The organism is Neoroseomonas marina, assembly GCF_012927745.1.
Classification (GTDB): Bacteria; Pseudomonadota; Alphaproteobacteria; order Acetobacterales; family Acetobacteraceae; genus Neoroseomonas; species Neoroseomonas marina.
Genome location: NZ_JABBKX010000002.1, coordinates 366,109 through 391,348, shown reverse-complemented (window position 1 = coordinate 391,348; position 25,240 = coordinate 366,109). Strand labels below are relative to the sequence as shown.

Here is a 25,240-nt window from a genome sequence, read left to right as displayed (position 1 = left end):
GGCCCGGACGTCGCGGTCCGGGCCGGTCCTCAGGCCAGCGCCGTGGATGTGCGGGGCGTGACCGGCACCAGCAGGTAGCGCACGCCGTTGCTTTCCGCCGGCGGGAACCGGCCGGCGCGGATGTTCACCTGGATGGACGGCAGCAGCAGCAGCGGCGCGGCGAGCTTCGCGTCGCGCGCCGTGCGGAAGGCGACGAACTCCTCCTCGGTGACGCCATCCTTCACATGGGGGTTCATCGCGCGCTGCTCGGCGACGGTGGATTCCCAGGCAAAGGTGTCGCGGCCCGGCGCCTTGTAGTCGTGGCAGATCCACAGGCGCGTCTCGGGCGGCAGGGCAAGGATGCGCTTCATCGAGCGGAACAGCTGGCGGGCGTCGCCGCCGGGAAAGTCGGCCCGCGCCGTGCCGTAGTCGTGCATGAACAGCGTGTCGCCGACGAAGACGTCGTCGCCGATCCTGTAGGAGATGCAGGCCGGCGTGTGGCCCGGCGTGTGCAACACCTCGAATTCGAGGCTGCCGAGAGGAAACCGCTCCCCGTCCTTGAACAAGCGGTCGAAATCGCCGCCTTCGGGCTTCACGTCGTCGGCGTGGAAGACCGGGCGGAAGATCGCCTGGACGTCCTTGATGTGCTCGCCGATGCCGATGGGCGCGCCGGTCCTGGCCTTGATGTAGGGTGCCGCCGTCAGGTGGTCCGCATGGGCGTGGGTCTCGAGCACCCAGTCGATGGCAACGCCTTCCTCCCCCGCGGCGGCGAGGATGCGGTCGGCGAAGGCGACGTCGGCAGTCCCCGAGCGGTTGTCCCAGTCGAGCACCGGGTCGATGATGGCGCCGCGCTTCGTCGCGGGGTCCCACACCAGGTAGGAGACGGTGTTGGTCGGCTCATCGAAGAAGGCGCGTATGGCGGCGCGGGCCTGGGTCATGGTTTTCACCTCCCGGGACGCAGTCTCGCAGAATGATCATCTCCGGGGAACCGCCGCGGCAAGGGCGGTCCCTTCATCAAGGACGGAAGACTTCCCGATGCGCCGCGCGGGCCTGATCCTCGCATTCCTGCTTCTCACCGCCGGGGGCGCCGCGGCGCAGCCGGCGGTCCTCGTGCTCGACGGATCCTCCTCCATGTGGGGGCGCCTGGACGGGCGGACCAAGACCGACATCCTGCGGGAGGCCGTGGAAGCGCTGATGGGCCGCTGGCCGGCCGGGCGGCCGGTGGGCCTCGTCGCCTATGGCCACCGGCGGGCGCGGGATTGCGGCGACGTCGAGGTCCTGCGCGCCCCGACGCCCGGCGCCGCCGCGGTTGCGGCCCAGGCCGGGCGGATCATGCCGCGCGGCCGCACGCCGATCGCGGAATCGCTGCGCCAGGCGGCCGAGGCGCTGGGCCCCGCCGGGGGCAGCGTCATCCTGGTCTCGGACGGGGTGGAGACCTGCCATCCCGACCCCTGCGCCGTGGCGCAGCAGCTGGTGCGCACCACGCCGCGCCTGGTGGTGCACACCGTCGCCTTCGCGGTTGCGGAACCGGCGGCGGTCGCGCAGCTGCGCTGCATGGCCGACGTCACGGGCGGGCGCGCGATGGTGGCGCGGGATGCGGCGCAACTGGCCCAGGCGCTCGACCGCGCGGCGGCGCAGCCGGTGCCGGGATCGCGGGCGGACTCCCCGCGGGCCGAACAGGTGCCGCAGCCCCGGCTGATCGTCACGGTGCGGCTGTGCGCCGAATGCGACCCCATGACGGGCGATGCGCGGATCCGCGTGCTGCGCGGCGGCGCGCAGGTCGCGATGGATGGCGAGCCGTTCGGCCGGTTCCTCGACCTGCGCGCCGGCGACTACGAGGTGACGGTCGAGACGCCCCTGATCCGTCGCGGCCCGGTGCCAGTGACGGTGCCGCCGAGCGGGCCGGGGCGTGTCGAGATCGTGCTCGATGCCGGCTGGGTGGTGGGCGATGCCCGCAGCGTCCCTTCGGGCCGGCGTGTCGGTCGCGAGGTGCGCGTCGCGCTCCTGCAGGGCGAGGAGGAGATCACCGAGGGCGGACCCGCTTTCCTCGTGCCCGCCGGGCCGCACGAAATGGTCGCGCATATGGGCGCGATCGAGGCGCGCGGCGCGGCGACCGTGGCAGCCGGGGACGTGGCGCTGCTGCGCCTGCCGCTCGGCTTCGGGATGCTCGCCCTGCGGAGCGAGGATTTCGCCAAGGCGCCGGCGCGGCTGACGATCACCCCGGAAGGATCGCGCGACCCCGTGCTCGAGGAGACGCGCGCCGAGGCCGGCGTCGTCACCCTCGCGCCCGGCCGCTACCGCGTCGTGCGGGAAGGGCGCGACGGGCGCAGCGCCGCCGATGTCGAGGTGCGCAGCGAGCAGGTGGTCGTGGTCGTGTTGCGGGCGGAGGACTGAACTCGAACCGCCGGGTCAGAACGTCTCCACCCACGGCCTGACCTCGATCTCCCACGACCAGGCCGAGCGCGGCTGGCGGATGAGCTGGAGGTAGGTCTCGGCGATCGCGTCGGGATCGAGCAGCGTGTCGTCGCCGGATTCCGGCCGGCGCGCGCTGCGGATGCCGCCGTCGATGACGATGTGCGCGACATGCACGCCCTGCGGATGCAGTTCACGCGCGAGGGACTGCGCGAGGCCGCGCAGCGCGAACTTCCCCATCGCGAAGGGTGCCGATCGCGGATAGCCCTTCACGCCGGCCGAGGCGCCGGTCAGCAGGATGGTGCCGGCCCTGCGCGGGATCATCCGCCGCGCGGCCTGCTGCGCCGCGAGGAAGGCGCCGAAGGCGCAGACCTGCAGCGATTTCTGCACATCCGCCGGCACCAGGTCCGCGATCGGGCCGCGGGTGCGGAAGGAGGGATTGTAGACCACGACCTCGGCATCGCCCTCGGCGTCGAAGAGGCGGGCGATGTCGGGTTCGGACGCCGCGTCGCAGGCATGGGCGACGGCCTCGGTTTCCGCCACGAGGGCATCCAGCTTCGCGACGTTCCGGGCGGCCAGCGCGACGGCGTAGCCCTCCCGCGCCAGGAGCCGCGCGAGGGAGGCCGAGAGCCCGTCCCCCGCGCCGATGATCAGGGCCTTCGGCATTGCCTGCGTTCCTCGTCGAAGCGTGTTGCGGATGTGGGGCGGCGGACGCGCCGCGTCACGCCCCCCGCGGGGCGAGCAGGATAACCCCCGCGCCGGCCAGGCAGAGCGCCGCGCCGGCGAGGTCCCAGCGGTCCGGGCGCAATCCCTCGACGGCCCACATCCAGGCCAGGGATGCCGCGATGTAGATGCCGCCATAGGCCGCGAAGGCGCGCCCGGCGGCCTCGGTATCGACGCGCGTCAGCAGCCAGGCGAACAGCAGCAGCAACAGGACGGCCGCCGCGAGCCACCACGCGCTGCGGCCGAGGCGCAGCACCGCCCAGACGGCGAAGCAGCCGCCGATCTCGGCCGCCGCGGCCGCCGCATAGACACCCCAGATCCGCACCGCAGCCTGCCCCGTCCGTGGCTTCGCGCCGGCATCCTACCGCACGGGGTCGCCTCGGCGGAATTTCGCCTGATCTTCAGCCCGCTCTCGGGACTTCGGCGCCGCCCGCGGTGTCCATCCCTCCCCGTCACGGCGCGACGGCCGCGCCGACGAAGGGAGATCCGCATGATCGATCCGCTGGCCTTCCTCGGGATGGCGATCGTGGTGGTGGCGGCGCCAGGACCCGCCGTGGCGCATGTGGTCGGCTGCGCTCTGGTCGGCGGGCTGCGCCTGGCCGGGGCTGCGATCCTCGGGCAGGTCCTTGGCCAGGCGACGCTGCTTGCGACGAGCCTTTCGGCCGGCGCCATGCTCCGGCCCCCGGCCGGCCGGCTCCTGGTCGCGCAGGCCGTGGCGGGCGTGGTGTTGCTGCTGATCGGGCTGCGCGCCCTGCTGCGCGCGGCGGACAGCGCGGCCCCGCCGCGCATCGCCGGCGGCCGTATCGGGGCAGGCCTCGCGGGCTTCGGCATCGTCGCGGCCAATCCGGTGTCGCTGCCGTTCCTCGCCGCGATCGGCGTGGCGGCGTCGAACGGCGCGTCGCCCTCCTGGCCGGAGGTCGGCGTGCTCGCCGCCGCCTATGCCGGGACGGGCCTCGTCATCTATGGCGGCTACGCGCTGGCGGCCGCGCGCCTGGCCGCGGCGCGCGATGCGCGGCGGTGGCGCATCGCCATGCGCGGCGCGGCAGGGGCGGCGATCGCGGCGGCGGGGCTGGCCTGCCTGCTGCGGGTCGCCACCGCCTAGCCCGGCGGATCAGTCGCGGACGTCGATGTGGATGTTGTAGCGGCCCACCTTGCCCGCCTGCTTGAAGCGGATGAAGTTCGCCTGGATCGCGCCGTTGCGGTCGCCGGTATACTTCGCCGACGGACCCATCATGTGGATATTCAGCGCGATGATGCTGCCGGGCGTCCGTGCCTCGTACAACTGCTTCCAGAGCTCGAAGGCCATGGTGGTCTCGGTCGTCGTCCAATAGCCGGGCGCGGTGTACTGGTCGTCCTGGACGTAGTTGCCGCTGATGCCGCCGCCGGTCTTGATGCAATCCTCGACCTTGTCGCGCAGGGCTTCCGCGCGGGCGCGCAAGGCGCGGGCGGCCTCATCGGCCTTCCGTTTCGCGTCGGCATCCGCCTGCGCCTGCTGCTGCTGCGCGGTCGGCGGCGCCATCACCGCCGCAAGACCGCCGGGCCGACCCCAACCTGACATGCCACACTCCCTCATCCGCGCCCCGGCACATTTCAGGCGAGCGGCCGGGAGGGTGGCAAGTCAAATTGAACTCGCGATTCCGGCGTCAACCACGACGTGCAATCGGCGCCGGGCGCACACCGCGCCTCAGTCGATGGTCTCGAGCAACTCGCACAGGGTCGCGCAGCGCGGCGCGAGGTCGGTCCACAGGATGTGCTCGAAGGGCGCATGGGCGCCGGCGCCCGTGCAGCCGAGGCCATCCAGCGTCGGCACGCCGATCGCCGCGGTGAAGTTGCCGTCCGACCCGCCGCCGCGATGCTGCTTCGGCAGGTCGTAGCCGTGCTTCGCCGCGATGCCGCGCGCCATGTCGTACAGCGCGGCGATCGCCGGGGTCTCGACCATCGGCGGGCGGTTCATGCCGCCCTCCACCTCGATGCGGATGCCGTCGGCCTCGCCGGCCATGGCATGGATCAGGCGCTCGATACGCTCGCCTTCCGGGATGGAGGTGACGCGGCAGTCGATCTCGCAGCCCGCCTCCGGCGGGACGACGTTCGGGCGCGTGCCGCCCCAGATCGGCGCGACATTCGTCGTGGTGCCGCCGGCGAGGTCGGTCAGCGCATGGACCTCGAGGATCTTCTTCGCCAGCGCGACCACCGCGCTGCGCCCGTCCTGCCAGTTGCCGCCGGCATGGGCCGAGACGCCGTGGACCTTCATCACGAAGCGGCCGACACCCTTGCGCGCGGTGACGCAGGCGCCGTTCGGCCCGCCGGCGGGTTCCGGGATCAGCACGGCGCGCGCCCCGGTCGCGGCCTGTTCGATCGGCGCGCGGGAGGTCGGGCTGCCGACTTCCTCGTCGGGCGTGAGCAGCAGGATGATCGGGCGCTTCGTCTTCACCTTCTGGCGCAGGATCTCGCGCACGGAATGGAAGGCGAAGAAAGACCCGGCCTTCATGTCGTAGATGCCCGGGCCATGCGCCTTGGCGCCGTCGATCGTCCACGGCATCGAGGATGCGAGCGTGCCGATGTCCCACACCGTGTCGAGGTGGCCGGCGACCACCACCGGGGCGCCTTCGCCCGGCGTGCGGGCGATCAGCGTGTCCCCGTAGCCGTCGCGGCCGGGAATCCGTTCCAGCGCCGCGCCGACCGCGCGCAGTTCCCCTTCCGCCTTGCCGATCAGCCCGTTCACGGCGGCCGCGTCCGTCGTCGGCGTCTCGTGCAGCACCCAGCCCTTGAGTTCCTCGAGCAGGCGTTCGGAGGAGCCGATCTCGGTCTGCGGCATGGTGCTGGGTCCTGGTGCGGTGGTCCCGGGCTTCTGGCAGGCGGGTTTTCGCTTGTCCATCCTCGGCGGGGCCGTTAACGACCTTGCCGCAGCGCACAACGGGACCCCCCAGCCCATGCCCGAAAGCTACTTCTTCGAGGACCTGACCGTCGGCCTCACCGCGAAGTTCTCCAAGACCATCACCGAGGCCGACATCGTTCTCTTCGCCGCGGTCACCGGCGACACCAACCCGATGCACCTCGACGCGGAATACGCCGCGACCTCGATCTTCAAGGAACGCATCGCGCACGGCATGCTGGCGGCGGGGCTGATCACCAAGGTGCTCGGCACGCAGCTTCCCGGGCCGGGCACGATCTACATGTCCCAGTCGCTGAAGTTCCGCGCGCCGGTCCGCATCGGGGAGACGGTGACCGCGACCGTCGAGGTCGCCGCCCTGCACCCGGAAAAGCACCGCGCCACGCTGCGCACCGTCTGCACCGTGAAGGGCGAGCCGGTGCTGGAAGGCGAGGCGTATGTCTCGGTGCCGTCGCGCGCGCATGTCGTGAAGGCTGCGGAATAAGCCGATGCGTCGCGTCTGCGTCTTCTGTGGGTCGGCCGCCGGCGCGCGGCCGGAATACGCCGCGGCGGCCGAAGCGCTCGGTCGCGCCATCGCCGCGCGCGGCCTGGGCCTGGTGTTCGGTGGCGGCGCCGTCGGGCTGATGGGGATCGTCTCGCGCGCCGCGCTTGCGGCCGGGGCGGCGGTGACGGGGATCATCCCGCATGGGCTGGTGATGCGCGAGGCCGGCAACGGCGACCTGCCGGACCTGCGCGTCGTCGCCTCGATGCACGAACGCAAGGCGATGATGGCCGAGATGTCGGACGGCTTCATCGTGCTGCCCGGCGGCTACGGCACGCTCGAGGAAGCGGTCGAGGCGCTGACCTGGCTGCAGCTCGGCATCCAGCGCAAGGGCGTGGTCTTCGTCGACACGCTGGGGTTCTGGCGGCGCCAGATGGCGATGTTCGACCACATGATGGCCGAAGGCCTGCTGCGGCCCGAGATGCGGCCGATGGCGATGCTGGCGCCCGATGCGGACGCGGCGCTCGACGCGCTCGAAACCTTCGTCCCGCTCGACGTGCCGCGCTGGCTGCGGCCGGGCGAGGCGTGAGGGGCGAGGGGAGACGGCACCGTCTCCCCCGGCGGCCCTCGAGATCCGGCCCACGCCGCGCGTCGTATCCCGCGTGAGGGAGGTTCATCCTCCCCCGCGCTTCAGGTAAAGCCGCCGCATGATCATCGCTTCCTGGCGCGACGTCCCGCGCGAGGCCCGAGGCGCCACCGTCGCGCTGGGCAATTTCGACGGCGTCCATCTCGGCCATGTCGCCGTGCTGCGGGCGGCGCATGCCGCGCGGCCCGACCTGCCGCTCGCCGCGCTGACCTTCGAGCCGCACCCGCGCGAACATTTCCGCCCCGACGACCCGCCCTTCCGGCTGACGCTGCTCCCGGCCAAGGCCGCAGCGCTGCAGGCGGCCGGCGCGGCGCATGTCTTCGCCCTGCCCTTCGACGATGGCTTCGCCGCGATGTCGGCCGAGGATTTCGTCGAGCAGGTGCTGCATCGCGGCCTCGGCGCGAAGCATCTGGCCTGCGGACCGGACTTCGCCTTCGGCCACCGGCGCGGCGGGGATGTCGGCTTCCTGGCGCGGGAGGCCGAGGCACGCGGCATGGGGCTGTCGATCGTCCCGCCGGTGCATTTCGGCGGGGAGGCGATCTCCTCCACCCGCATCCGCCGGCTGCTGCAGGACGGGTATCCGGACCATGCCGCGGAACGGCTCGGCCGGCCGTGGGAGATCCGCGGCACGGTTGTGCATGGCGACAAGCTCGGCCGCGTGCTGGGCTGGCCGACCGCCAACATGTGGATCGGCCGGCACCTGGAACCGGCACGCGGCGTCTATGCCGTCACCGTGGCGCTGCCCGATGGCAGCGTCGCCAAGGGCGTCGCCAATGTCGGCCGTCGCCCCACGCTGGGCGGCGACCCCGAGACGCGGCTCGAGACCTTCATCTTCGACTATGCCGGCGATCTCTACGGGCAGGAGATCGGGGTGCGGCTCGTCCGCTTCCTGCGACCCGACGCGAAGTTCGCGGGGCTCGAGGACCTCAAGGCCGCGATCGCGCAGGACGTCGAGGACGCCAGGGCCGTGCTGGGCCGACGCGCCTGCTGACGGCCTAACAGCCACGGCGCGCGGCTGAACGCGCGCCGCAGCGGGGCCTTCGCGGACAACGACTTCACGGAAATTTCGGCCCGCCTTCGGGACTCGGCGGGGGCTGCGGGCGTTCGATCCATCCGGCGGGGAAGACCCGGCTCGGGACCAGGGTCCGCACCGCCACCCCGTCCAGGCCCGAAAGGAGCTCGCCATGCCGCGCCTGCTTCGCGCCGCCCTCGCCGCCGGTTGCCTCGCTGCCGTTCCCGCCGCGGCGACCGAGTACACGCGCTTCCAGCCGATCCCCTACGTCACCACGCTCACCGGCTGCGCCGGCGTGGCGCTGATGAACGTCCCGCAGGGCTGGCAACCGGGCCATCTCGCGGCCCTGCTGCTGGCCGACACGACGCGGCCCGACGCGCAGCGCGACGCGCTGCTGGCGCTGCTGCTGCAGGACGGCGCCGCGGTGGTGGAGGTCGCCCTGGGCGCACATGCCGCCTGCGACGGCGAGCGGGACGCGCTTCTCGACCTGGCGCCGCCCGAGGACCCACTCGGGGTCGTCTTCGCGCTGCTCGGGGCCGCCCGGCGGGCAGGTGCCGGGCCGGTGGTCGCGATCGGCGTCGGGCCGGGCGCCGGCGTCGTCGCCGACGCGGCGCGGGAAGACGTCGCCGCCCGGTACCTGCCACAGGGCGCACCGCGCTTCGCGGCGGCGGCAGCCGTGGCCGGCCCGCAGGCGGCCTTCCTCCTCGGGCCGCCCGCCGAACGGCGCGACGGCGCGCCGAGCCGCTTCCAGCGACTCTGCGGCGCCCTCGGGGGGGCCGAAGGAACGCCGGTCGCCGCGCAGTGCCTCGCCGCCTTCGCCCGTTCGCCCGAGATCGCCGAAGCGCCTCGCTGACACGCCAGCCCGCCCAAGGGAGTGCAGCACATGCCCCATCGCCGCACGCTTCTTCTGCGCATCGCCGACATCGCCGCGGTCGCGACCCTGTCGGCCTTCGTCTCCGTCGCCCTGCAGGCGACGACACCCGAGGACCCGCCCAGCCGGACGGCGCCCCGGCCGCCCTGCATCGGCGATCCCTTGTCCGACACCGCGCCGGTGCTGTGCGGCGCGACGCGCTGACCATCATCGGGGAAGGGAGACCTGTCATGCAGCGGTTCACGCGCAGCATCGCGCTGGTTCTGGCGGCCGCCGTCGGTGCGGCCGGGAACGCCACGGCCCAGGGTTTCGGCAGCATCGACACGCTCTGGGTGCAGCCGGCCGAACAGGCCGGCGGCACGCCGGGGTGTTCCCGGCTGGTCCTGGCCGATCTGCCGCCGTACTGGCTGACGGGCGACGCCGCGGCCGTGCTGATGGGCCCTTCGGCGGGCCCGTTGCGCGACCGGCTTCAGCCGAGGCTGCTCGAGGCCCTGCTCCAGGAGGAGGCGGCCGTGCTGGACTTTCCCGCCGGCCGATCGGACGCCGAGTGCCCCGGTCGCGCGGCGCCACCGCTCGCGGAAGTCTTCGGCGCGATCGACGCGCTGGCCGTGCAGGCCGGAGCCGGGCTGATCGTCGCGATCGGTCTCGGATCCTATGGCGATGCCGTGCTCGCGGCGGCGGAAGAGGCGGCCGCCGCGGCCGTCCTGGGCCCGCGCGGCCCGCGCATGGCCGCGGCGATCGCCATCGATGCGCCAGGGCGCGCCCGCTTCGCGATGGGGCGCCTGCCGCATGCCGTCGAGGACTGGCCCGCGCGCGCGCCGCTGCTCTGCGCCGCCATCGCCGGCGCCGCGGGGCTCGAGGGCCCGGCGGATTGCATCGCGGCGCTCACGCCCCCGCAGGCGCAGGCCAGCCTGCGCCCGCCGCCCTGAACCGTCAGGCGCCGAAGCCCTCGAGCACGATCTTGCCCTTGGCCGTGCCGCTTTCGATCAGCGCATGGGCGCGGCGCAGGTTCGCGGCGGAGACCGGCCCGAATTCCGCGGCGAGCGTGCTGCGCAGCGTGCCGGCGTCGATCAGGCGGGAGACCTCGTCCAGCAGCGCGCCCTGCTCGGCGATGTCCGCGGTGCCGAAGACGGGCCGGGTGAACATGAATTCCCAATGCGTCGACACGCTCTTGCGCTTGAGCGGCAGGATGTCGAGCGACGCGGGGTCGTCGATCAGGGCGAAGCGGCCCTGCGGAGCGATCAGCGCCGCGATCTCGGCGAAGTGCTGGTCCGTGTTCGTGGTCGAGAAGACGAAGCCCGGCGCGCCGAGGCCCAGGGCCGCGACCTCGGCCGCGAGCGGCTTGCGGTGGTCCACCACATGGTGCGCGCCGAGGTCGAGCGCCCATTGCCGCGTCTCGGGCCGGGAGGCCGTGGCGATGACCGTGAGATCGGTCAGCTGCCGCGCGAGTTGGATCGCGATCGACCCGACCCCGCCGGCGCCGCCGATGATGAGCACCGCGCGCGGCGCGCCTGGGACCGGGCGGCGGACGTCGAGCCGGTCGAACAGCGTCTCCCATGCCGTGATCGCCGTCAGCGGGATCGCCGCCGCGGCGGCGTGGCCGAGCGTCTTCGGCTTGTGGCCGACGATGCGTTCATCGACCAGGTGGAACTCGGCATTGGTGCCGGGGCGGTTCAGGGCGCCGGCGTAGAAGACGTCGTCGCCGGGGCGGAAGCGGGTCGCCTCGGGCCCGACCTCGACCACCACGCCGGAGGCATCCCAGCCGAGCACGGCCCAGGCGTCGCCCTCGGGCTGGGCGCGCTTGCGGACCTTGGTGTCGACCGGGTTCACCGAGACGGCCTTGACCTGCACCAGCAGGTCGCGCCCCGCCGCGACGGGGCGCGGCAGGTCGATGTCCTGCAGGGCGGCATCGTCGGTGATGGGCAGGGACTGGCGGTAGCCGACGGCACGCATGGGATGTCTCCTGGTCGCGCTTGGCGCGGATGCGGTTGCGTGGCGCGAAACTGAGGGCTACGTCCTGGGGCCGCAAGAATGCACATTTGCAGCCCATAGTGTCGAAAAGGATACCGACCATGCCGCGGATGCGTCACAGCCGGCTGGATTGCAGCCCGGGCTGCGCGGTCGAGGCGACGCTCGGCCTCATCGACGGCAAGTGGAAGGGGGTGGTGCTCTACCACCTGCTGGACGGCACGCTGCGCTTCAACGAGATCCGCCGGAAGCTGCCCTCCGTCACCCAGCGCATGCTGACCAATCAGCTGCGGGAACTCGAGGCCGACGGGCTCGTCGCCCGCAAGGTCTTCGCCGAGGTGCCGCCGCGGGTGGAATACAGCCTGACCGACCGGGGCCGCAGCCTGCGGCCGGTGATCCTGGCGCTGAAGGACTGGGGCGACGCGAACGCGGCCCTGTTCGCGGCGCCGACGGCCGGGGACAGCGGGGCCGCAGCCGCTTGACGCTGGGCACCCCCCCTCCCCATAAGCCTGCCATGGTCCGGATTGCGCCTCGGCGAATTACCGTCCCGGCCCTCGGGTGAGGGCCGGGTAACCCCGTCCGCGCGCGCAACCGATGAACCGCCGCCCTGACCGCCACGACCCGCGGCCGGCGGCCCGAGACAGGCACCGATGACCGACAGCCCCGCCGAGGCCCGCGACTACCGCGGCACCGTCTTCCTGCCCAAGACGCCCTTCCCGATGCGCGGCGACCTGCCGAAGCGCGAGCCCGCCATGCTCGAGCGCTGGGCGCGGCTGAGGATCTGGGACCGGCTGCGCGAACAGTCGAAGGGCCGCGAGACCTTCGTCCTGCATGACGGCCCACCCTATGCGAACGGCAACCTCCATATCGGGCACGCGCTGAACAAGATCCTGAAGGACGTCATCAACCGCGCGGGGCAGATGGCGGGCTTCGATGCCAACTACGTCCCGGGATGGGACTGCCACGGCCTGCCGATCGAATGGAAGGTCGAGGAGGAATACCGCGCCAAGGGCAAGGACAAGGACGCCGTCCCGGTCCTCGACTTCCGCGCCGAGTGCCGCGCCTATGCGGCGCATTGGCTCGGCGTGCAGTCGGACGAGTTCCAGCGCCTCGGCGTGGCCGGCGACTGGACGGACCGCTACGCGACGATGGATTTCGAGAGCGAGGCGAAGATCGCCGGCGAGATCGGCAAGTTCCTGCTGAACGGCTCGCTCTATCGCGGCCTGCGCCCGGTCATGTGGTCCCCGGTCGAGAAGACCGCGCTGGCCGAGGCCGAGATCGAATACCACGACCATGTCAGCCCGACGCTGCACGCGAAGTTCCGCCTGCTGTCGGCGGGGGCCGAGGACCTGGTCGGCGCCGATGTGGTGATCTGGACCACCACGCCCTGGACCATGCCGGGCAACCGCGCCGTCGCCTACGGCCCGGAGATCGACTACGCGCTGGTGCATGTCGAGGGCGTGAGCGAGACCTCGCTGCTCGAGGTCGGCGACCGGCTGCTCGTCGCCCTGCCGCTGCTGCCGGGCTTCGAGAAGGACGCCGGCATCGGCGCACACACCGTCAAGCGCCTGCTGAAGGGCGCGGAGCTCGCCGGCGCGATCGCGGTCCATCCGCTGCACGGCCATGGCTACGATTTCGAGGTGCCGCTGCTGCCCGGCGACTTCGTCACCACCGAAGCCGGCACCGGCTTCGTGCACATCGCGCCCGGCCATGGCGAGGACGACTTCAACCTCGGCCGCCAGTTCGGCCTGCCGATCCCCGAGACGGTCAACGACGACGGCACCTTCACCCACCACGCGCCGGGCTTCGAGGGGCTGCACGTCTTCAAGGCGCACACCGCCATCTACGACGCGATGCGCGCGGCCGGCACGCTGGCGGCGACGGGCAAGCTCACGCACTCCTACCCGCATTCCTGGCGGTCCAAGAAGCCGGTGATCTTCCGCGCCACGCCGCAGTGGTTCATCGCCATGGACGACGGCAACGAGATCCGCACCAAGGCGCTGGCGGCGATCGACGCGACCTATTTCGTCCCCGATGCCGGGCGTAACCGGCTCGGGTCCATGATCGCGGCGCGGCCGGACTGGTGCATCTCCCGCCAGCGCGCCTGGGGCGTGCCGATCCCGGTCTTCGTGTCCAAGCAGTCCGGCGAGCCGTTGCGCGATCCCGCCATCATCGAACGCGTGGTCGAAGCCTTCCGCACCGAAGGTGCCGACGCCTGGTACAAGCCGGGGGCGACGGCGCGCTTCCTCGGCCCCGACCGCGACCCTGCGCTGTATGAGCAGGTGATGGACATCGTCGACGTGTGGTTCGAAAGCGGCAGCACGCACGCCTTCGTCCTCCCGCCGCGCGGCCTGCCCTTCCCGGCGGACCTGTATCTGGAAGGCTCGGACCAGCATCGCGGCTGGTTCCATTCCTCGCTGCTGGAATCCGTCGGCACCAATGGCGTCGCACCCTTCAAGGCGGTGCTGACGCATGGCTTCGTGCTCGACGAGCAGGGGCGGAAGATGTCGAAGTCCCTGGGCAACGTCACCGCGCCCCAGGACGTGATGAAGCAGTACGGCGCGGACATCCTGCGCCTGTGGGTGATGAATTCCGACACCGCGCTCGACCTGCGCATCGGGCCGGAGATCCTGAAGCAGCAGGCGGAACTCTACCGCCGCATCCGCAACACGCTGCGCTGGCTGCTCGGCAGCCTCGAGGGCTTCTCCGACGCGGAGATGGTACCTTACGCGGAACTGCCCGAGCTCGAGCGCTGGGTGCTGCACCGCGTGACCGAGCTCGATGCGAAGATCCGCGCCGCGGCGGACCCGCGTTCGGATGCGCGCTTCGCCTGGAACGGCGTCTACCCCGAGATCCACAACTTCTGCGCCGCCGACCTCTCGGCCTTCTACTTCGACATCCGCAAGGACGCGCTCTACTGCGACCGGCCGGACAGCCTGCGCCGACGCGCGGCGCGCACGGTGCTCGACATCCTGCATCGCTGCCTCTGCGCCTGGCTGGCGCCGGTGCTGGTCTTCACCGCCGAGGAAGCCTGGCTTGCCCGCTTCCCGGACGAGGAGGGCAGCATCCACCTGCTCGACTTCCCCTTCGTGCCGGAGGGCTGGAAGGACGCGGCGCTGGCCGCGAAGTGGGCGCGGGTGCGCGAGTTGCGCGGCCTCGTGACCGCGGAGCTCGAGAAGGCGCGCGTCGCGGGCACCATCGGGTCGAGCCTGCAGGCCGCACCCTCGCTGGCGGTGCCGGCGGGCGACGCCGGGCTGCTGCCCGCCGAGGGCTGGGCGGAGGTGTGCATCACCTCGGGCTTCGCGCTGGGCCAGGCGGAGGAGCCGGTGGCGGTGTTCCACGCCGCGCCGGGTGCCAAATGCGCCCGTTGCTGGCGCGTCCTGACGGAGGTCGGCGCTTCCGCCCGCCATCCGACGCTGTGCCTGCGCTGCGAGGACGCGGTGGAGGCGATGTCGTGACCGAACAGGCAGGGGGCCGGACCGCCACATGAACGCCGACCTGCGGCCCGAGGGGCATGAAGGCACCGCCTTCATGCACGCACGATGAGCCTTCGCCTGGGTCTTCCGGTCGCGGCCGTGGTGCTGGTCGCCGACCAGAACGTGAAATGGTGGATGCTGAACGGCCTCCGCCTGCCCGAGGTCGGCCAGATCCCGCTGTTCGAGGCCGGGCCCTTCGGCCTCGACCTCACCATGGTGTGGAACCGGGGCGTGACCTTCGGCCTGCTGTCGGGGGAAGGGACCTGGAACCACGTCCTGCTCGCCCTCATGGCCGTGGCGATCGCCGCCTTCCTGATCCGCTGGATGGCGCGGGCCGAGAACAGGCTGACCGCGGTCGCCCTTGGCGCCGTCGTGGGCGGGGCGATCGGCAACGTGATCGACCGTATTCGTTTCGGCGCCGTTGTCGATTTCGTCGACGCCCATGCCTGGGGCTGGCACTGGTATGTGTTCAACATTGCGGATGCGGCGATCGTCTGCGGCGTGATCGCCCTGGTCGCAGACGCCTTGTTCCGGCCGAAAGCCGGGCCTAAGGAGGGGTCATGACGACGCGCCTTGCCCTGTTCCCTGCCCTGGCGGCCGGGATCCTGCTCTCGGCCTGCGGGGACAACACCACCCGCTCGCTCGGCCTGGTGCGCGACGCGCCGGACGAATTCCAGGTCACGACCCGCGCGCCGCTGTCCATGCCGCCGGACATGACGACGCTGCCGAGCCCGCGCCCTGGCGCCAGCCGGCCGCAGGAACGCAGCGCCCGCGCCGCCGCGGAACAGGTGCTGGTGCCGAACCTGTCGCTCGAGGATCCCCGCCGGGTCCCCGGCGCCCGGACCACGGTGGGCGAGACCGCGCTGCTGCAGCGCGCCGGCCCCGAGGCGCCGGACGACATCCGCCGCCGGGTGGACGAGGAGAGCCTGCGCCTCGACCAGCCGAACCGGACGCTGACGGACCGGCTGATCTTCTGGCGCGACCCGCCGCCGCCCGGCGTCGCGGTCGACCCGCAGCGCGAGGCGCAGCGGCTGCGCGAGAATGCGGCGCTCGGCCGCGATACCGAGGTCGGCCAGACCCCCGTGGTCCAGCCGCGCCAGCGGTCCTTCTGGGAGTGGCTCGGACTCTGACGCGAAGGGTTACGCCTTCGTCAGAGTTCTTCCCCCGGCCGGGACCCTGCCCCATCTTCGGGTCATGCCCGTCATGACCCGCCGCACCAGCCTCGGCGCCCTCGCGGCGCTCGCCGCCGCCACGCCCGCCGCCCGCGTCCTCGCCCAGGGCGCCCCTCCGCCTGCCCAGGACCGACCCCTCTTCGGGGCCAAGGAATGGCGCCTGCCCAACGGGCTTCGCGTCGTGTTCAGCGAGAACCGGCGCGCGCCGGTCGTCGCCCAATACGTCTATTATTCGGCCGGCGGCGCCGAGGATCCCGCGGGCCGCTCGGGCGTCGCCCACTTCCTCGAGCACATGATGTTCAAGGGCAGCCCGCACGTGCCCTCGGGCGAGCTGTCGCGCCGCGTGGCGCGCGAAGGCGGCAACGACAACGCCTTCACCTCCCGCGACGTCACCGCCTACTACCAGCAGGTCGAGGCGTCCCGCCTGCCGATGATCATGGCGATGGAGGCCGACCGCTTCGCCGCCGCCCTGATCCCGGCCGCGGAGTTCGAGAGCGAGCGCAGCGTCGTGCTCGAGGAACGCCGCCAGCGCACCGATTCCAGCCCGCGCGCCCGCTTCCAGGAAGCCTTCCGCGCCGCGCTCTGGGGCCCGCAATCCTGGGCCGGCCGGCCGATCATCGGCTGGGAGGACGAGATCCGCGCCATCACGCGCGAGGATCTCGCCGGCTTCTACGGCCGCTTCTACGCGCCCCACAATGCGACGCTGCTGATCTCGGGCGCCGTCGAGGAAGCCGCGGTGCGCGACCTGGTCGAACGGCATTACGGCCCGGTGGCCGCCCGCCCCGGCGCCGGCCGCGACCGGCTGGTCGCGCCCTCCGCCCCGCATGAGGCGCGGCTGGTCCGCCGCGAGGCCGCGGTCCGCGAAGCGGTGATGATGCGCGCCTGGATGGCGCCGAGCCTGACCGCCGGGGAGACGCGCCACGCCCTGCCGCTCGAGGTCGTCGCGCACCTGCTCGGCAGCGGGCAGGGCAGCCGGCTGCATGTGGCGCTGGTCGAGACCGGCCTCGCCGTTTCCGCCGGCGCCTCCTACGACAGCGAGGCGGCGGGCGAGACCGAATTCACCGTCTGGGCCATGCCCCGCCGCGGCGTGACGCCGGAACGGCTCGAGGCCGAGGCCGTCGCCGTGGTCGAGCGCCTGGTCCAGGAAGGCCCGACCGAGGCCGAGGTGGCGCGCTCGACGCGCCAGCTCTCGGCCGGCGCGCTGCTCGCGCTGGACAGCTTCGGCGCGGCGCCGCGGATGCTGGGCGGGACGCTCGCCATCGGCCTGCCGGCCGAGGTGGTGGAGTTCTGGCCCGCGCGCCTGCGCGCCGTGACCCAGGCCCAGGCGGCCGAGGCCACGCGCGCGGTGCTGCCGCGCCCGCTGCACACCACCGGATGGCTCCTGCCGGAGGCGGCGTGATCCCATGACCACCTCCTTCACCCTGCCGATCCAGGTCGTCGAGGCCGGCGGCTTCACCGCCTGGCTGGTCGAGGACCATTCCGTCCCGGTCGTCTCGCTCTCCTGGTCCTGGCCCGGGGGCGCGGCGCGCGACCCGGCGGGCGCCGAAGGCACCGCCGCCATGGCGGCCGCGATGCTGACCGAGGGCGCGGGCGAGATGCGCTCCGTCGCCTTCCAGGACGCGCTGCGCGACGCGGCGATCGGCTTGTCGTTCTCCGCCGGGCGCGATGCCATGGAAGGGGGCTTCCGCGCCCTGACCGATGCGCTGCCCGAGGCGGTGCGTCTCGCGCGCCTGGCCATGACCGCGCCGCGCTTCGACACGGATGCGGTGGAACGCGTGCGCGCGCGGGCGATCGCCGGGGCGCGGCAGTCGCTGGAAACCCCGCGCGGCCAGGCGGGCCGCGCCTTCTGGGCCGCGGCCTTCCCGAACCACCCGGCGGGGCGGCCGTCCAGCGGCACGGCGGAAAGCCTCGCGACCGTCACGGTGGACGGGATGCGGGCGATGCTCGGCGCGCAGATGCGGCGCGACGGCGTGCTCGTCGCGGCCTCCGGCGCGATCAAGCCGGCCGAACTCGCCGCGCTGATGCAGGAACTGTTCGCCCCCCTGCCAGCCGGCGCGCCCGACACCCCGCCCGCCCTGCCGGCCTTCACCTCCTTCGGCCGCCAGGTGCTGCCGGTGCCGAGCCCGCAGTCGCAGATCATCCTCGGCCAGCCCGGCATCGGCGCGGCCGACCCCGACTGGGAAACCGCGCAGGTCGTGCTGCGGGTGCTGGGCGGCGGCGGCTTCTCCTCGCGCCTGATGGAGGCCGTCCGCGTCCAGCGCGGGCTGACCTACGGGATCGGGGCCGGGCTCGACAGCCTGTTCGGCGGCGGGATCGTCACCTGCTCCTTCGCCACCGAGAATGCCCGCGTCGCCGAGGCGATCGGCGTGACGCGGGAGGTCTGGTCGGACATGGCGCAGCGCGGTCCGACGCCGCAGGAGGTCGAGGAAGCCGTCGCCTTCCTCACCGGCTCCCTACCGCTGCAGTTCACCGACAGCCGGCGGATCGCCGGCACGCTGCTCGCGATGCGGCGGAACAACCGGGCGGTGGACTGGCTGGACGGGCGGAACGCCCGGCTGCGCGCGATCACCCAGGCCGAGGCGACGCGCGTCGCCGGCACGCTGCTGAAGCCCGACGCCATCGCGGTGACCGTGGCGGGGCAGCCGACCGGGATGTGACGCACCGGAGGGGCCTTGCCCCGCCGGACCACCCCACCAGGGGCCGGAAGGCCTTTGGGAACCGACACCGGGGAGGATGGGAGGGGCAGGGCCCCTCCGACGGCCTCAGCCGAGCCGGCAGCGCACGCTGTACCCGGCGACCTCGGGGAAATCGTTGTCCCCGGCCGTGGTGACGCTGAGCGTCCCGGCGGCGTTGTCATAGGTATAGGCGCAGAAGCCGAAGCCGGTGCCGGAGCAATCCTCGACCTCCGGCACGCCACGGCGCACCAGGTCGGCGACGCGGCTGTCGTTGCCGTCGCGCGTCTGCGGCGGCCCCGGCGTCCAGCCGCTGCGCTGCAGGATCGTCCGGGCCTCGTTGATCGGGCGGCCATAGACGTTGGGCACCACGGCGCGACCGCCGCAGACGCGTTCCTCCGCGGCGAGCGGACGGACGGCGATGGCGCCATCGGCGCCCACCTGCAGGTCCGCGACCGGCCGGCCGAGGAAATCCCCGCTCCAGATCCGCAAGGCGTCACCGCCGAAGGCGCTGACGCTGCCGATCGCGTCGCCGCCGCCCGGCGCATAGACGATCGCGACGAGATCCGTGCCGCGGAAGATCGCGACATTGCCGTCGAGCATGCGGCAGGTGCCGCTGGTCCCCGGCTCGGCGCGCCGCACGAAGGACACGGCCTGGTAGGGGCCCAGCGTCGCTTCCCGCGTCACGGCCCAGCCGGCGGCGATCGCCTGGCCGCCGGCGGGCGTCCGCGTCGTGGCAAACAGGTGGCGACAGAAGTCCGGCCGTTCCCCGACCGGCGAACGCGGCAGGCGCTGCGCCGCCACGATGCGCAGCGCCGCCACGTCGGATCGCAGCGCGACGCCGCCGGATTGCATCGTGGTGGACGCAGGCCCTTGCGCCGGCGCGGGCCCGGCGGCCAGCAGCGGGATCAGGGCGGCGGCGAGCAGGAGGGGGAGGTGCTTGGTCATCACATCACCGAGAATCATGGACCGCGGGAATGGACAAGCCACGCCCCTGCGAGGATGCCGGTATGCTCGGCGTCGCAGGGGATGCGGGCCAGGAAGTGCTTCACCCGCCACGGGGGTGCCATATGCGCCTGCTGTGGTGGCACCTGCGCGCGGCATGAAGCCCATGGCAGGATGACCGCGTAAGGAACCGCCATGACGCCCGACGCCGCCTGGTCCGCCCTCGATGCCCTTGCTCGACGCCCCGGCGCCGCCGCCATACGGCCGCTCTTCGACGCCGACCCCGGTCGCTTCGCGCGCATGTCGCGCCGCGCGGGGGACGTGCTCGTCGATCTGTCGCGCACCGCGATCTCGCCCGGGATCCTGCGTGCGCTGCTCGACCTCGCCCATGCGACGGACGTCGCAGGCTTTCGGGACCGCATGGCGGCCGGCGCCCCGGTGAACGGCACCGAACGGCGCGCCGCCCTGCACATGGCGCTGCGCGCCCCGCCCGGCGTGGCCTTCCTGGCCGGGGAGGAGGACGCGGCAGCCGAGGTGCAGGCCACGCTGGCGGCCATGCGCGGCTTCGTCGGGCGCGTGCATGACGGCACGCTGAAGGGCGCGACCGGCCAGCGCTTCACGGATGTGCTGAACATCGGCATCGGCGGGTCGGATCTCGGGCCCGCCATGGCGGCGCGGGCGCTGTGGACGCCCGCCTGCCCGATGCGGGCGCATCACCTCGCGAATGTGGACGCCCATGCGTGGCAGGAGGTGCGCGCGCGGCTCGATCCCGCGCGCACGCTGGTGCTGGTCGCATCCAAGACCTTCACGACGCAGGAGACGATGACCAATGCCGCGCTGGTGCGCGACTGGCTGGTCGAGGCGCTGGGCGAGGGCGGGGCAGGGGCGCATCTCGCCGCGCTGTCGACCAACCTGACCGCGACGGCCGCCTTCGGCATCGCCCCGGATCGCGTCTTCGGCTTCCGCGACTGGGTGGGCGGGCGGTTCTCCATGTGGAGCGCGATCGGGCTGTCGCTCGCGCTGGCGCTGGGCTGGCCCGCCTTCGAACGGCTGCTCGCCGGCGCGCGGACGATGGACGAACACTTCCTGTCGGCGCCGCTCGCGGACAACCTGCCGGTGCTGATGGCGCTGGCCGAGGTCTGGCACGTCAACGGCCTGCGGTATCCGACGCGCGCCGTGCTGCCCTATGACGAGCGCCTCGCGCGGCTGCCGGCGCATCTGCAGCAGCTCGAGATGGAGAGCCTCGGCAAGCGCGTCGCGGTGGATGGGACGGCGCTGGTACGTGGCTCGGGGCCCGTGGTCTTCGGCGAGCCTGGCACCAACGCGCAGCATTCCTTCATGCAGCTGATCCACCAGGGCACGACGCCGGTGCCGGCGGACATCATCCTGGTCGCGAACCCCGACCATCCCTTCGCCGACAGCCATCGCAAGCTGCTCGCGAACGGGCTGGCGCAGGCCGAGGCGCTCCTGCGCGGGAAGGACGCCGCGGCGGTGGAGGCCGAGATGCGCGCGGCCGGGCGCAGCGCGGCGGAGATCGCGCGGCTGAAGCCGCACCGGGTCTTCCCCGGCGACCGGCCGAGCACGCTGATCCTGCTGCCGCGGCTGGACGCCTTCACGCTCGGGCAGCTGGTGGCGCTCTACGAGCACAAGGTGGCGAGCCTCGGCGCGCTGTGGGGGATCAATCCCTTCGACCAATGGGGCGTCGAGCTGGGGAAGGTGCTGGCGGGGCACATCCTGCCGGCGCTCGAAGGCCAGGATGCGCCGCAGGATCCGGCGACGGCGCCGATGGTGGCGGAGATCCTGAAGGCGCAGCCCGGCTGACGCGCCGGCCGGCCCTCAGCCCCGTCGCGCCCGGACGGCCTCCCGCGCCAACCCCAGGATCGCCGAACGGGCCACCGCTTCGTCAGGTGTCCCGGTCGTCTTGGTCGCACGCTCCGCCTCCAGCAGGGCGGTGCCGGCGCGTGCCAGCATGTCCGGCTTCCACAGCCGCACGGCCCGTTCGAAGGCCGGGCGGGCCTTGAAGAACACCATCGGCCGCAAGCCGCCAACGGCATCGGCGACGCTGGCCCCGTCGGCCACGGCGAGGGCCGCGACCTCCAGCCGCTGGACATGACGCAGCGCGCCGCGCACCACCTGCACGGCCGCCGCCCCTTCGGCGAAGGCCGCGTCCAGCGCCCGGTCGGCGCGGGCCGCATCGCCCTCGGTCGCTGCCAGCAGCGCCGCGTCGAGGTCGAGCGACGACCCCTCCGCGAGCGAGGCGAGCACATCCTCCTCGGTCGCGCGCCCGCCGGCGCCGACATAGAGCGCGAGCTTCTCGCATTCGCGCCGCATCACCAGCCGGTCCTCGCCGAGCCGCTGGGCCATCCAGGACACGGCCGCCGGATCGGCGCCGACGCCGAATTCGCGCAGCAGGGACGTGATGGATGCCTCGAGCGCGGGGCCGGTCTCGGCATAGCAGGCGATCACCGCGGCCTCGGGTCCGGCCTTTTCCAGCGCCGCGCGCAGCCCCTTGCGGCCGTCGAGCGAGCCGGCTTCCAGCAGCACGACGCCGGGGCCGTTGCCCGCCAGCACCGCCTTCGCCGCATTGGCAAGGCCGTCCGTGGCATCGCGCACGCGGACCAGCCGGCGGCCGCCGGTCAGCGCCGGCGTCGCGGCCTCCGCGGCCAGCAAGGTGGCATCCTTGGCCGCCTGTTCGCGCGGGATATCGACCAGGCGGAAGGGATCGTCGCCGGCGACGGCGCGGCTCAGCGCCTCGCCGCGTTCCCGCACCAAACCGCCATCCTCGCCGAAGATCAGGACGAGGCGCGCGGGCCCGGGATCGGCCAGGACGGCGGCGATCCGGCGCGCGTCGACCTTCGCCATCGCGTCAGCCGGCCTGCGGCGGACCGGCTTCGAAGCGCACGGCGAGCCGCCGCACGATGTCCTCGGACAGCTGCTCGACGAGCCGCCGCTCCGTCGCCTGCCGCGACGCGTCGGCCGCGAAGAACTGGTTCTCGGGAATGTTGTAGGCGTCGAAGGTCCGCTCCGTGCCGGCCATGACCAGCCGCGGCGGCACGTTCGTGTCGTAGAGATACCACTGCGCCGTCGCCGTGATGCGCACGCGGCTCGGCGATCCGTCGCGGCGGAAGCCCTGCTGCTCGATGCCGTAGCCGAGCCCGACGCGCAGGTCGTACTGCGCCAGCGCGCCGCCCGTGCCGAGGCGTTCTTCCAGCCGGCGGCGCATGAGCTGGCCGTTGCGCTCCGGGATCAGGCCGACGCGCACCGTCTCCAGCCCGCGGGTCGTCGCGAGGGCCCGGGGCGAATCCCCGTACATCGGCCGGAAGCCGCAGCCCGCCAGCGCGAGCAGCGGCAGGCCGAGGATCGCGCGCCTAGACGACAAGGTTCACCACCCGGCCGGGCACGTGGATGCGCTTTCGGATCGGCTTGCCGGCGATCGCACGCTGCACGTTCTCCTCGGCCTCCGCCGCGGCGAAGATCGTCTCCTCGCTCGCCCCCACCGGCACTTCGATGGTCGCCCGCAGCTTGCCCAGCACCTGCACGGCGAGCGTCACGCTCTCCGCCACCAGCAGCGCGGGGTCGGCCTCGGGCCAGGCCATCTCCGCGACCAGCGAGGCATCGCCGGGACGCAGCATCGACCAGGCTTCCTCCGCGAGGTGCGGCATCATCGGCGCGGACAGGCGCGCGAGCATCTCGAGCGCCTCGCGCCGCGCTCCGCCCGGTGCGTCCTTCGCCGCCTCGATCGCATTGGCGAACTCATAGAGCCGCGCGACGGCGACGTTGAATGCGAAGGTTTCCAGCGCCTCGGTCACCGTCGCGATGCAGCGATGCGTCGCGCGGCGCAGCGCGCGGCCCTCGGCCTCCGGCGCGGTGCCGGCGGGCGGCAGGGACGGCAGCGCCGTTTCCACCATGCGGAAGACGCGCTGGGTGAAGCGGTAGGCGCCGGCGACGCCGGATTCCGTCCACTCCATGTCGCGGTCGGGTGGGTTGTCCGACAGGATGAACCAGCGCGCCGTGTCCGCCCCGTACTTCGCGATGATCGCGCCGGGATCGACGGTGTTGCGCTTGGACTTCGACATCGCCTCGACGCGGCCGATCGTGACGGGCTCGTTGCCGCCCTTCACATGCGCCGTGCGCGTGCCGTCCGTGGCGAGGGAGAACTCGACCTCCTCGGGGTAGAGCCAGCGGCCGTCCGCGCCCTTGTAGGATTCGTGCTGCACCATTCCCTGGGTGAAGAGGCCGGCGAAGGGTTCCTCGACGGACAGGTGCCCCGTCTCCTTCATCGCGCGGGAGAAGAAGCGCGAATAGAGCAGGTGCAGGATCGCGTGCTCGATGCCGCCGATGTACTGGTCCACCGGCAGCCAGGCATCGACCGCGCCCTTCGTCACCGGCACGGCGGCGCGCGGCGAGCAGAAGCGCGCGAAGTACCAGGACGAATCCACGAAGGTGTCGCAGGTGTCCGTCTCGCGCCGCGCGGGCTTGGCGCAGTTCGGGCAGGCGACGTGCTTCCAGGTCGGATGATTGTCGAGCGGGTTGCCCGGCTTCGCGAAATCCACGTCGTCCGGCAGGCGCACCGGCAGCTGATCGTCGGGGACCGGCTGCACGCCGCAATCGTCGCAGTGGATGAAGGGGATCGGGCAGCCCCAGTAGCGCTGGCGGGAGACGCCCCAGTCGCGCAGGCGCCAGTTCACCACGCCGGTGCCGGCGCCGAGGCGTTCCAGTTCCTCGATCGCGCGCCGCTTCGACGCCGCGACGTCGAGCCCGTCGAGGAAGCCCGAGTTGAAGGCCGTGCCGTCGTCGGTGAAGGCCTCGTTGCCCACGGCGAAGGTCGCGGGATCGGCGCCCTTCGGCAGCACCACCGGCGTTACGGACAGCCCATACTTGCGCGCGAAGTCGAGGTCGCGCTGGTCATGCGCCGGGCAGCCGAAGATCGCGCCCGTGCCGTACTCCATCAGCACGAAGTTCGCGATCCACACCGGGTACTCCTGGCCGGTGAAGGGATGCTTCACGCGGAAGCCGGTGTCGAAGCCCTTCTTCTCGGCCTGCTCGATGACGGCTTCCGAGGTGCCCATGCTGCGGCACTCGGCGACGAAGTCGGCCGCCTTGGCATCGCGCGCGGCCGCGGCGGCCGCGATCGGATGCTCCGCCGCGACGGCGAGGAAGGACATGCCGAACAGCGTGTCCGGGCGCGTCGTGAAGACCTCGACATCCGCCATGCCGTCGACCGGCGCGGTCAGCGCGAACTTCAGCCGTGCGCCCTCGCTGCGGCCGATCCAGTTGGACTGCATCAGCTTCACGCGCTCGGGCCAGCGGTCGAGGCCGCCCAGCGCGTCCAGCAGGTCGGGCGCGAACTTCGTGATGGCGAGGAACCACTGCGAGAGCTTCTTCTTCTCGACCAGCGCGCCGGAGCGCCAGCCGCGCCCGTCGATCACCTGCTCGTTCGCCAGCACGGTGCCGTCCACCGGGTCCCAGTTCACCCAGGATTCCTTGCGCTCGACCAGGCCCGCCTTCCAGAAGTCGAGCAGCAGCTTCTGCTGCTGGCCGTAGTATTCCGGGTCGCAGGTGGCGAATTCCCGCGCCCATTCGAGCGACAGGCCCATGCGCTTCAGTTCCTCGCGCATGTTGGCGATGTTCGCGTAGGTCCACTTGGCCGGATGCGTGCCGCGCTCGCGCGCCGCGTTCTCGGCCGGCAGGCCGAAGGCATCCCAGCCCATCGGGTGCATCACCAGGTGCCCGCGGGCGCGCTTGTAGCGCGCCACCACGTCGCCCAGCGTGTAGTTCCGCACATGCCCCATGTGGATCTTGCCCGAGGGGTAGGGAAACATCTCGAGCACGTAGTATTTCTTCGCCTCGGCCGGCGGCACGTCGGGCACCGCGAAGCAGGCGCGTTCGTCCCACGCGGCCTGCCAGCGCGGCTCGGCGGCGCGGAAGTCGTAGCGGGGGGCAGCCTTGTCCTGGGTAGCGGGAATGTCGTTCATTGCGCGCGCGCGTCTCGT

Annotated in this window: 25 protein-coding genes; 15 read left to right on the top strand and 10 right to left on the bottom strand. The window is 72.7% G+C overall.

What is annotated here, in order from left to right; translation table 11 throughout:
* Positions 1-29 precede the first annotated feature (29 nt).
* Complete coding sequence (locus GWK16_RS07150) at positions 30-917, bottom strand: MBL fold metallo-hydrolase (protein WP_170053258.1); 888 nt, start codon at positions 915-917, stop codon at positions 30-32.
* 97 nt (positions 918-1,014) lie between these two features.
* Here GWK16_RS07150 and GWK16_RS07145 point away from each other — a divergent pair, with 97 nt between their 5' ends.
* Entirely contained in the window at positions 1,015-2,373 is a 1,359-nt protein-coding gene (locus GWK16_RS07145; RefSeq protein WP_170053257.1) for a vWA domain-containing protein, read from the top strand.
* Between the two features lie 15 nt (positions 2,374-2,388).
* On the opposite strand, the gene GWK16_RS07140 is transcribed toward GWK16_RS07145, so the two are convergent.
* Both GWK16_RS07140 and GWK16_RS07135 read right to left on the bottom strand, forming a co-directional pair.
* Positions 2,389-3,057, bottom strand: a complete 669-nt coding sequence (locus GWK16_RS07140) for an SDR family NAD(P)-dependent oxidoreductase (protein WP_170053256.1) — start codon at positions 3,055-3,057, stop codon at positions 2,389-2,391.
* A gap of 55 nt (positions 3,058-3,112) precedes the next feature.
* Positions 3,113-3,439 (bottom strand): YnfA family protein, encoded by a 327-nt coding sequence (locus tag GWK16_RS07135; protein ID WP_170053255.1) that lies wholly within the window; start codon positions 3,437-3,439, stop codon positions 3,113-3,115.
* 165 nt (positions 3,440-3,604) lie between these two features.
* Between GWK16_RS07135 and GWK16_RS07130 the strand changes: the two genes are divergently transcribed.
* Positions 3,605-4,216, top strand: a complete 612-nt coding sequence (locus GWK16_RS07130) for a hypothetical protein (RefSeq protein ID WP_170053254.1) — start codon at positions 3,605-3,607, stop codon at positions 4,214-4,216.
* A 9-nt stretch (positions 4,217-4,225) separates the two neighbouring features.
* On the opposite strand, the gene GWK16_RS07125 is transcribed toward GWK16_RS07130, so the two are convergent.
* Positions 4,226-4,672: a hypothetical protein gene (locus GWK16_RS07125; protein WP_170053253.1), complete on the bottom strand. Its 447-nt coding sequence runs from the start codon at positions 4,670-4,672 to the stop codon at positions 4,226-4,228.
* A 126-nt stretch (positions 4,673-4,798) separates the two neighbouring features.
* Positions 4,799-5,929 (bottom strand): M20 family metallopeptidase, encoded by a 1,131-nt coding sequence (locus GWK16_RS07120; protein ID WP_170053252.1) that lies wholly within the window; start codon positions 5,927-5,929, stop codon positions 4,799-4,801.
* Between the two features lie 115 nt (positions 5,930-6,044).
* Between GWK16_RS07120 and GWK16_RS07115 the strand changes: the two genes are divergently transcribed.
* From GWK16_RS07115 to GWK16_RS07090, 6 genes are all read left to right on the top strand, one after another.
* On the top strand, positions 6,045-6,488 hold the full coding sequence (locus GWK16_RS07115) for a MaoC family dehydratase (protein ID WP_168041556.1): 444 nt from the start codon (positions 6,045-6,047) through the stop codon (positions 6,486-6,488).
* Positions 6,489-6,492: 4 nt separating this feature from the next.
* The gene (locus tag GWK16_RS07110; protein ID WP_170053251.1) at positions 6,493-7,074 is read left to right on the top strand and encodes an LOG family protein; all 582 of its coding nucleotides are present in this window, start codon (positions 6,493-6,495) and stop codon (positions 7,072-7,074) included.
* A 118-nt stretch (positions 7,075-7,192) separates the two neighbouring features.
* Positions 7,193-8,122: a bifunctional riboflavin kinase/FAD synthetase gene (locus GWK16_RS07105; protein WP_170053250.1), complete on the top strand. Its 930-nt coding sequence runs from the start codon at positions 7,193-7,195 to the stop codon at positions 8,120-8,122.
* A 193-nt stretch (positions 8,123-8,315) separates the two neighbouring features.
* Positions 8,316-8,996, top strand: coding sequence for a hypothetical protein (locus tag GWK16_RS07100; RefSeq protein ID WP_170053249.1), 681 nt, complete (start codon positions 8,316-8,318; stop codon positions 8,994-8,996).
* A gap of 30 nt (positions 8,997-9,026) precedes the next feature.
* Entirely contained in the window at positions 9,027-9,218 is a 192-nt protein-coding gene (locus GWK16_RS07095) for a hypothetical protein (protein WP_170053248.1), read from the top strand.
* Positions 9,219-9,244: 26 nt separating this feature from the next.
* Entirely contained in the window at positions 9,245-9,943 is a 699-nt protein-coding gene (locus tag GWK16_RS07090) for a hypothetical protein (protein WP_170053247.1), read from the top strand.
* 4 nt (positions 9,944-9,947) lie between these two features.
* On the opposite strand, the gene GWK16_RS07085 is transcribed toward GWK16_RS07090, so the two are convergent.
* Positions 9,948-10,967, bottom strand: coding sequence for a zinc-binding alcohol dehydrogenase family protein (locus GWK16_RS07085; protein ID WP_170053246.1), 1,020 nt, complete (start codon positions 10,965-10,967; stop codon positions 9,948-9,950).
* A 119-nt stretch (positions 10,968-11,086) separates the two neighbouring features.
* On the opposite strand from GWK16_RS07085, the gene GWK16_RS07080 reads away from it, so the two are divergent.
* The 6 genes from GWK16_RS07080 (at position 11,087) to GWK16_RS07055 (ending at position 18,287) form a co-directional block, all read left to right on the top strand.
* Positions 11,087-11,464: a winged helix-turn-helix transcriptional regulator gene (locus GWK16_RS07080; RefSeq protein ID WP_170053245.1), complete on the top strand. Its 378-nt coding sequence runs from the start codon at positions 11,087-11,089 to the stop codon at positions 11,462-11,464.
* Between the two features lie 168 nt (positions 11,465-11,632).
* Complete coding sequence (gene ileS / locus GWK16_RS07075; protein WP_170053244.1) at positions 11,633-14,440, top strand: isoleucine--tRNA ligase; 2,808 nt, start codon at positions 11,633-11,635, stop codon at positions 14,438-14,440.
* An 84-nt stretch (positions 14,441-14,524) separates the two neighbouring features.
* The gene (gene lspA, locus GWK16_RS07070) at positions 14,525-15,022 is read left to right on the top strand and encodes a signal peptidase II (RefSeq protein ID WP_170053243.1); all 498 of its coding nucleotides are present in this window, start codon (positions 14,525-14,527) and stop codon (positions 15,020-15,022) included.
* The gene (locus tag GWK16_RS07065) at positions 15,019-15,588 is read left to right on the top strand and encodes a DUF3035 domain-containing protein (RefSeq protein ID WP_170053242.1); all 570 of its coding nucleotides are present in this window, start codon (positions 15,019-15,021) and stop codon (positions 15,586-15,588) included. The genes lspA and GWK16_RS07065 overlap by 4 nt, the downstream gene beginning before the upstream one ends.
* Before the next feature lie 73 nt (positions 15,589-15,661).
* A complete protein-coding gene (locus tag GWK16_RS07060; RefSeq protein ID WP_248291208.1) occupies positions 15,662-17,029 on the top strand; it encodes a M16 family metallopeptidase in 1,368 nt (455 codons plus the stop codon).
* 4 nt (positions 17,030-17,033) lie between these two features.
* Positions 17,034-18,287, top strand: coding sequence for a M16 family metallopeptidase (locus tag GWK16_RS07055; RefSeq protein WP_170053240.1), 1,254 nt, complete (start codon positions 17,034-17,036; stop codon positions 18,285-18,287).
* Positions 18,288-18,392: 105 nt separating this feature from the next.
* Here the strand turns inward: GWK16_RS07055 and GWK16_RS07050 are convergent, their stop codons facing one another.
* Positions 18,393-19,250 (bottom strand): hypothetical protein, encoded by an 858-nt coding sequence (locus GWK16_RS07050; protein WP_170053239.1) that lies wholly within the window; start codon positions 19,248-19,250, stop codon positions 18,393-18,395.
* Positions 19,251-19,442: 192 nt separating this feature from the next.
* Here GWK16_RS07050 and pgi point away from each other — a divergent pair, with 192 nt between their 5' ends.
* A complete protein-coding gene (pgi, locus tag GWK16_RS07045; RefSeq protein ID WP_170053238.1) occupies positions 19,443-21,068 on the top strand; it encodes a glucose-6-phosphate isomerase in 1,626 nt (541 codons plus the stop codon).
* 15 nt (positions 21,069-21,083) lie between these two features.
* Here pgi and holA read toward each other — a convergent pair whose 3' ends face one another.
* The 3 genes from holA to leuS are packed head-to-tail and all read right to left on the bottom strand — an operon-like array spanning position 21,084 to position 25,222.
* Positions 21,084-22,109 (bottom strand): DNA polymerase III subunit delta, encoded by a 1,026-nt coding sequence (holA, locus tag GWK16_RS07040; RefSeq protein WP_170053237.1) that lies wholly within the window; start codon positions 22,107-22,109, stop codon positions 21,084-21,086.
* Positions 22,110-22,113: 4 nt separating this feature from the next.
* Positions 22,114-22,626, bottom strand: coding sequence for an LPS assembly lipoprotein LptE (gene lptE / locus GWK16_RS07035; protein ID WP_170053236.1), 513 nt, complete (start codon positions 22,624-22,626; stop codon positions 22,114-22,116).
* On the bottom strand, positions 22,616-25,222 hold the full coding sequence (gene leuS, locus GWK16_RS07030) for a leucine--tRNA ligase (protein WP_170053235.1): 2,607 nt from the start codon (positions 25,220-25,222) through the stop codon (positions 22,616-22,618). The genes lptE and leuS overlap by 11 nt, the downstream gene beginning before the upstream one ends.
* Between the last annotated feature and the right edge of the window lie 18 nt (positions 25,223-25,240).

Bases quoted from the DNA above. Each gene is read 5' to 3' on its own strand.
- GWK16_RS07145 (WP_170053257.1), top strand. From the start codon at position 1,015: ATGCGCCGCGCGGGCCTGATCCTCGCATTCCTGCTTCTCACCGCCGGG.
- GWK16_RS07080 (WP_170053245.1), top strand. From the start codon at position 11,087: ATGCCGCGGATGCGTCACAGCCGGCTGGATTGCAGCCCGGGCTGCGCG.
- GWK16_RS07055 (WP_170053240.1), top strand. From the start codon at position 17,034: ATGACCACCTCCTTCACCCTGCCGATCCAGGTCGTCGAGGCCGGCGGC.
- GWK16_RS07115 (WP_168041556.1), top strand. From the start codon at position 6,045: ATGCCCGAAAGCTACTTCTTCGAGGACCTGACCGTCGGCCTCACCGCG.
- GWK16_RS07140 (WP_170053256.1), bottom strand. From the start codon at position 3,057: ATGCCGAAGGCCCTGATCATCGGCGCGGGGGACGGGCTCTCGGCCTCC.
- leuS (WP_170053235.1), bottom strand. From the start codon at position 25,222: ATGAACGACATTCCCGCTACCCAGGACAAGGCTGCCCCCCGCTACGAC.
- ileS (WP_170053244.1), top strand. From the start codon at position 11,633: ATGACCGACAGCCCCGCCGAGGCCCGCGACTACCGCGGCACCGTCTTC.
- GWK16_RS07095 (WP_170053248.1), top strand. From the start codon at position 9,027: ATGCCCCATCGCCGCACGCTTCTTCTGCGCATCGCCGACATCGCCGCG.
- GWK16_RS07065 (WP_170053242.1), top strand. From the start codon at position 15,019: ATGACGACGCGCCTTGCCCTGTTCCCTGCCCTGGCGGCCGGGATCCTG.
- lspA (WP_170053243.1), top strand. From the start codon at position 14,525: ATGAGCCTTCGCCTGGGTCTTCCGGTCGCGGCCGTGGTGCTGGTCGCC.
- GWK16_RS07125 (WP_170053253.1), bottom strand. From the start codon at position 4,672: ATGTCAGGTTGGGGTCGGCCCGGCGGTCTTGCGGCGGTGATGGCGCCG.
- GWK16_RS07090 (WP_170053247.1), top strand. From the start codon at position 9,245: ATGCAGCGGTTCACGCGCAGCATCGCGCTGGTTCTGGCGGCCGCCGTC.
- pgi (WP_170053238.1), top strand. From the start codon at position 19,443: ATGACGCCCGACGCCGCCTGGTCCGCCCTCGATGCCCTTGCTCGACGC.
- GWK16_RS07050 (WP_170053239.1), bottom strand. From the start codon at position 19,250: ATGACCAAGCACCTCCCCCTCCTGCTCGCCGCCGCCCTGATCCCGCTG.
- GWK16_RS07120 (WP_170053252.1), bottom strand. From the start codon at position 5,929: ATGCCGCAGACCGAGATCGGCTCCTCCGAACGCCTGCTCGAGGAACTC.
- GWK16_RS07130 (WP_170053254.1), top strand. From the start codon at position 3,605: ATGATCGATCCGCTGGCCTTCCTCGGGATGGCGATCGTGGTGGTGGCG.
- GWK16_RS07150 (WP_170053258.1), bottom strand. From the start codon at position 917: ATGACCCAGGCCCGCGCCGCCATACGCGCCTTCTTCGATGAGCCGACC.
- GWK16_RS07100 (WP_170053249.1), top strand. From the start codon at position 8,316: ATGCCGCGCCTGCTTCGCGCCGCCCTCGCCGCCGGTTGCCTCGCTGCC.
- GWK16_RS07060 (WP_248291208.1), top strand. From the start codon at position 15,662: ATGACCCGCCGCACCAGCCTCGGCGCCCTCGCGGCGCTCGCCGCCGCC.
- GWK16_RS07110 (WP_170053251.1), top strand. From the start codon at position 6,493: ATGCGTCGCGTCTGCGTCTTCTGTGGGTCGGCCGCCGGCGCGCGGCCG.
- holA (WP_170053237.1), bottom strand. From the start codon at position 22,109: ATGGCGAAGGTCGACGCGCGCCGGATCGCCGCCGTCCTGGCCGATCCC.
- GWK16_RS07105 (WP_170053250.1), top strand. From the start codon at position 7,193: ATGATCATCGCTTCCTGGCGCGACGTCCCGCGCGAGGCCCGAGGCGCC.
- GWK16_RS07085 (WP_170053246.1), bottom strand. From the start codon at position 10,967: ATGCGTGCCGTCGGCTACCGCCAGTCCCTGCCCATCACCGACGATGCC.